The organism is Candidatus Cryosericum odellii (genome assembly GCF_003570935.1).
In the GTDB taxonomy this organism is placed as follows: domain Bacteria; phylum Caldisericota; class Caldisericia; order Cryosericales; family Cryosericaceae; genus Cryosericum; species Cryosericum odellii.
The window spans coordinates 1-4,257 of sequence record NZ_QXIU01000135.1; the positions used below are offsets into that span (position 1 = coordinate 1).

Here is a 4,257-nt window from a genome sequence, read left to right on the forward strand (position 1 = left end):
GCCGAGCAGACGGCCGAACTTGCGACCTTGCTTGGCTATGCAGACGGCATTCGCCGTCTCGGTGTACGTGCCAACGCCGACACGCCCGCGAATGCCCACAAGGCACGCGCTTTTGGTGCAGAGGGCATTGGCTTGTGTCGCACGGAGCGTATGTTCAACGACCCCGAGCGTCTGCCCCTCATGCAAGAGATGGTCATCGCAGGTTCGCTCGAAGAGCGTACCCCCGCCCTCGAGAAACTTCTTCCCATGCAACGCGACGACTTCGAGAAGATCCTTGAGGCCATGGATGGTTTCCCCGTTATCATCCGTCTGCTGGACCCGCCTCTCCACGAGTTCCTTCCCCAGATAGACCGACTCACTGAAGAAATGGCCGAGGCAGAGACAGCTCACGACGAAGCACGCATCGCCTATCTGCAGAAGGTCATGAAGCGGTACAACGAGCTGAAGGAGTTCAACCCGATGATCGGGTTCCGCGGCTGCCGCGTTGGAATCCTGTATCCCGACATCTACCAGCTGCAGGTCCGTGCAATCGCCGAGGCAACTGCTACACTGGTCAAGCGAGGATTGCACCCGATGCCCGAGATCATGCTTCCCCTCGTCGGCCACGTCAATGAGATCAAGGTACTCAAGCCTCTGGTTCAGGAAGAGCTCGACAAGGTGTTCAAGCGTGAGGGCATCACGGTTGCCGTGAAGATCGGCACCATGGTCGAAGTACCGCGCGCATGCCTGACTGCAGATGAGATCGCCGAGTACGCGGAGTTCTTCAGCTTTGGGACCAACGACCTCACTCAGACGACGTATGCCTATAGCCGCGATGATGCCGCAGGCACGTTCTTACCGGCCTACCTCGAGTCGAAGATCCTGGACGTCGACCCATTCCAGACCATCGACCGGAAAGGCGTGGGCAAGCTCATCCGCATCGCGGTGGTTCTTGGCCGCCAGACGAACCCCGGCCTCGAAATCGGCATCTGCGGGGAACAGGGGGGTGAGGCTGATTCGATCGATTTCTGCCACACCTCAGGTCTCGACTATGTTTCCTGCTCGGCTCCACGCGTCCCCATTGCGCGCCTTGCAGCTGCGCAGGCTGCCATCAAGAACAGGCCGGCCGCCAGCTAGCATAGAATTCTCATACATGCTGCCTATCACGAACTACAGGGATAGGGAAGGAAGGCTGCTCTCTCAGGGAGCAGCCTTTGGCATTGCCAGCAAGGGACGAATCTTGCCCGAAGATGATGACGCCATCCGATCCCCATTCCAGAAAGACCGCGACCGCATCATTCACTCGAGGGCGTTCCGCAGGCTCCAGTACAAGACACAAGTGTTTATGGCACCCAAGGGCGACGAGATACGTACAAGACTCACTCATACCCTCGAGGTCGCGCAGCTGTCGCGCTCAGTGTGTGACGCTCTCGGTCTCAACGAGGATCTCGTCGAAGCAATTGCACTGGGACACGACCTTGGCCATGCGCCATTCGGACACACTGGAGAAGCTGTCCTGGATGCAAAGTTGAAGAGTATTGACCCCAGTCTGGGATTCGAGCACGCACTACAGAGCCTTCGCGTGGTCGACACTCTGGAGCGTCGTGAGCGTGGACACGGGGATGTACTCTTTGGACTCAATCTCACCTATGAGACCCGCAACGGCATTGCCTCTCACAGCAAGGGACTTGAAGAAATGAGCAAACTGGAGGACATGCGGAGTCCACAGACTCTGGAGGGACAGATCGTGCGACTCTGCGACAGGGTCGCCTATGTCAACCACGACCTCGATGACGCCATACACGCCGGAATCATCGATGCAACCGACGTTCCGACGGTGACCACGGAGGCGCTGGGTAGTTTCTATTCGCAACGCCTCGATACGATGGTGCTGGACATCATCCGGTCCAGCTCTGCTGTGGGCGAAATCGTCATGAGCCGACCCATACAGGAGGCCATGGACGGCCTGATGCTGTTCTTGAAAGACAGGGTATACATGCATTCAGAACCAAAACGCGAGGAAGGGAAAGCACGTGACCTGCTGTCTCGCATTTTCGACTTCTGCATGGAAGATGTGAGGCGTATGGACCCTTATTTGCGAGAGCACCCCATGACCTGTGAGTCAAATGATCCGGTTTCCATGTTCCGTGGAGACCTCCAGGGCACGGCACGGATCGTGACGGACTATATTGCCTCGATGACGGACCGTATGGCGCTCAAGGTAGCAACAGACCTGGTGATGCCGCACATCTACGTCTAACCAGGCTTAGAAAACCGATTGTGGTATGTATGTGAGGAGGCCGGGAACGATTCGAGCCTCCTCTTTCGTATACCTAGGTGGTATGGAATACAAAGAGTACATCGCCGACATAAGCACCAAGATTGGTATCCTTGACGTCATTGGCCATTATGTCAAACTGCGCAAACAGGGTCGCAATTATGTGGGCCTCTGTCCTTTTCATCATGAAAAAACGCCGTCATTCACGGTCAGCCCTGACAAGAACATGTTCTACTGCTTTGGCTGCAAGGCATCCGGAGACATGCTGACGTTTGTGCGCAAGGTGCACAACGTGTCGCTTCCAGAAGCAATCGAGATCGTGTCCAAGGAATTCCATGTCGAGCTGCCGCCATGGCATATGTCCACAGCGGCGTCGAGGGAGCGTCAGGAACTCCTGCAAACGCTTAAGCTCGTCGCGACCGCATTTGCTGCTGCGTTGCAAAGCAGTCAAGCAGGTGAGTGCCAGGAGTATGTCAGAAATCGTGGACTCAGTTCTGAGACTGTGAAGCACTTCTCTCTTGGCTACTGTCCTCGCAACACAGACAGTCTCGTCAAGTGGTGTGCGGAACACGGGATCGATGAGGATAGTCTCGCACGCACCGGCATCGTGCAACGGCATGAAGGGCACTCGTTCTCGCCATTTGCCCATCGACTGATGTTTCCAATCTGGGACAGCATCGGCAACATCATCGCATTTGGTGGACGAGCCATCGACGGGTCGATGCCCAAGTACACAAACAGCCCCGAGACTCCGCTGTTTGCCAAGAGAAGGACGCTTTACGCGCTCCCTCTGGCTGAGCCGTCCATACGTGAAACCGGGACGGCTATCGTCGTCGAGGGATACATGGATGCTATCGCTCTCCACGCCGCAGGTTTCACCAATGTCGTTGCCTCGCTTGGCACGGCATTCACAGAGGAACAGGGTACCCTGCTGAGACGGAGCGCCTCTCGCGTTCTGCTCAATTTCGACAGTGACGAAGCCGGCCAGCGCGCTGCTCGTCTTGCACTCTCGATAGCCGACCGAACCGGGCTGGACGTAGCCGTGGTCAAGGTCGAGGGGGCAAAGGACCCAGATGAACTGTTGCGCGAACCTGGGGGAAAGGCTCAGTACCAGGTCGCCCTGGACCAGGCAAGATCCGTAGGCGATTTTCTGCTCGATGCTGCCGTCGTGGGCAGGGACATGAACTCAGTAACCGATCGAAGAGCATTTGTGCAAGAAATGATGGAGTCCGTGGACGACATGCAGGACTCACTGCTCAGAACTCAACTCCTTACTCAGATTGCTCGCAGGGTCAACGTTCGTGAGGAAGAGGTTCTCGCAATCTACCGCAAGGGCCGCACGCACGCCGAACAGCCTGCAGTCGCTGATCCATGGAGACTCCCGCGGAAGAGTCTCGGACACTCCAGGATTCCGACGGGGGGATCTCTGCAGAGCATGCGATCCGTGCTTGAGCAGGAAGTCGTCCATGGCCTGATACACAATCTCGACCGGCTTTCAGAGCTCTCGCCACTCCTCGACGGACTGTCGTTGCAGGACGAAGCCTGTCAGGAGATTCTCAGTGTACTGCGCCGCGAAACCTCTGGAGAAGCAGCTCTGGTGCCCTCGCTGGTTGCACAACTCGGACCGGAAGCTGCGGCCCTGGTTGGTCGATGGAGTCTTGAAGAACACCAGTTAAGCTATCAGGGAGTGAAAGATGCAGCCAGCAGGCTGCGATCGGGGTCGTCTGCCGTGACACCGGAAGATGGCTCGATAGCCCATGAAAGGGGTGAATGATGGCAGATAAGAAGCATGCGGTACGCAAGACCGAGGTTCGGGAAGAGGCTCATCCGGCCAAGGCGGTACGCAAGACCGAGGTTCGGGAAGAGGCTCATCCGGCCAAGGTGTCACGAATCCCGCACAAGAAACTGACAGAGACAGTAGCCCTGCCCGAGCCAGCCCCCAAGGCAAAACGCGCCAAGCCGTCTGAGAAGAGCCCTACGACAGCTGTCGTAGCCGAACT

At 57.2% G+C, this 4,257-nt stretch carries 4 protein-coding genes; all 4 read left to right on the forward strand.

The features are described from left to right. Nucleotides 1-1,116, forward strand: a 1,116-nt coding sequence (locus SMC5_RS05625; protein WP_320409822.1) for a putative PEP-binding protein, incomplete at its 5' end; no start/stop codon positions are given. Between the two features lie 16 nt (nucleotides 1,117-1,132). Then, nucleotides 1,133-2,239 carry a deoxyguanosinetriphosphate triphosphohydrolase gene (locus SMC5_RS05630; protein WP_119087621.1) on the forward strand — a complete coding sequence of 369 codons (1,107 nt, stop codon included), beginning with the start codon at nucleotides 1,133-1,135 and terminating at the stop codon, nucleotides 2,237-2,239. A gap of 82 nt (nucleotides 2,240-2,321) precedes the next feature. After that, the gene (gene dnaG, locus SMC5_RS05635) at nucleotides 2,322-4,031 is read left to right on the forward strand and encodes a DNA primase (RefSeq protein WP_165848997.1); all 1,710 of its coding nucleotides are present in this window, start codon (nucleotides 2,322-2,324) and stop codon (nucleotides 4,029-4,031) included. After that, nucleotides 4,028-4,257: hypothetical protein (locus SMC5_RS05640; protein ID WP_133299171.1), on the forward strand; the 230-nt coding region annotated here is incomplete at its 3' end. The genes dnaG and SMC5_RS05640, both read left to right, overlap by 4 nt.

Excerpts from the sequence above, each read along its gene's own strand:
- dnaG (WP_165848997.1), top strand. The coding sequence starts at position 2,322 with ATGGAATACAAAGAGTACATCGCCGACATAAGCACCAAGATTGGTATC.
- SMC5_RS05630 (WP_119087621.1), top strand. The coding sequence starts at position 1,133 with ATGCTGCCTATCACGAACTACAGGGATAGGGAAGGAAGGCTGCTCTCT.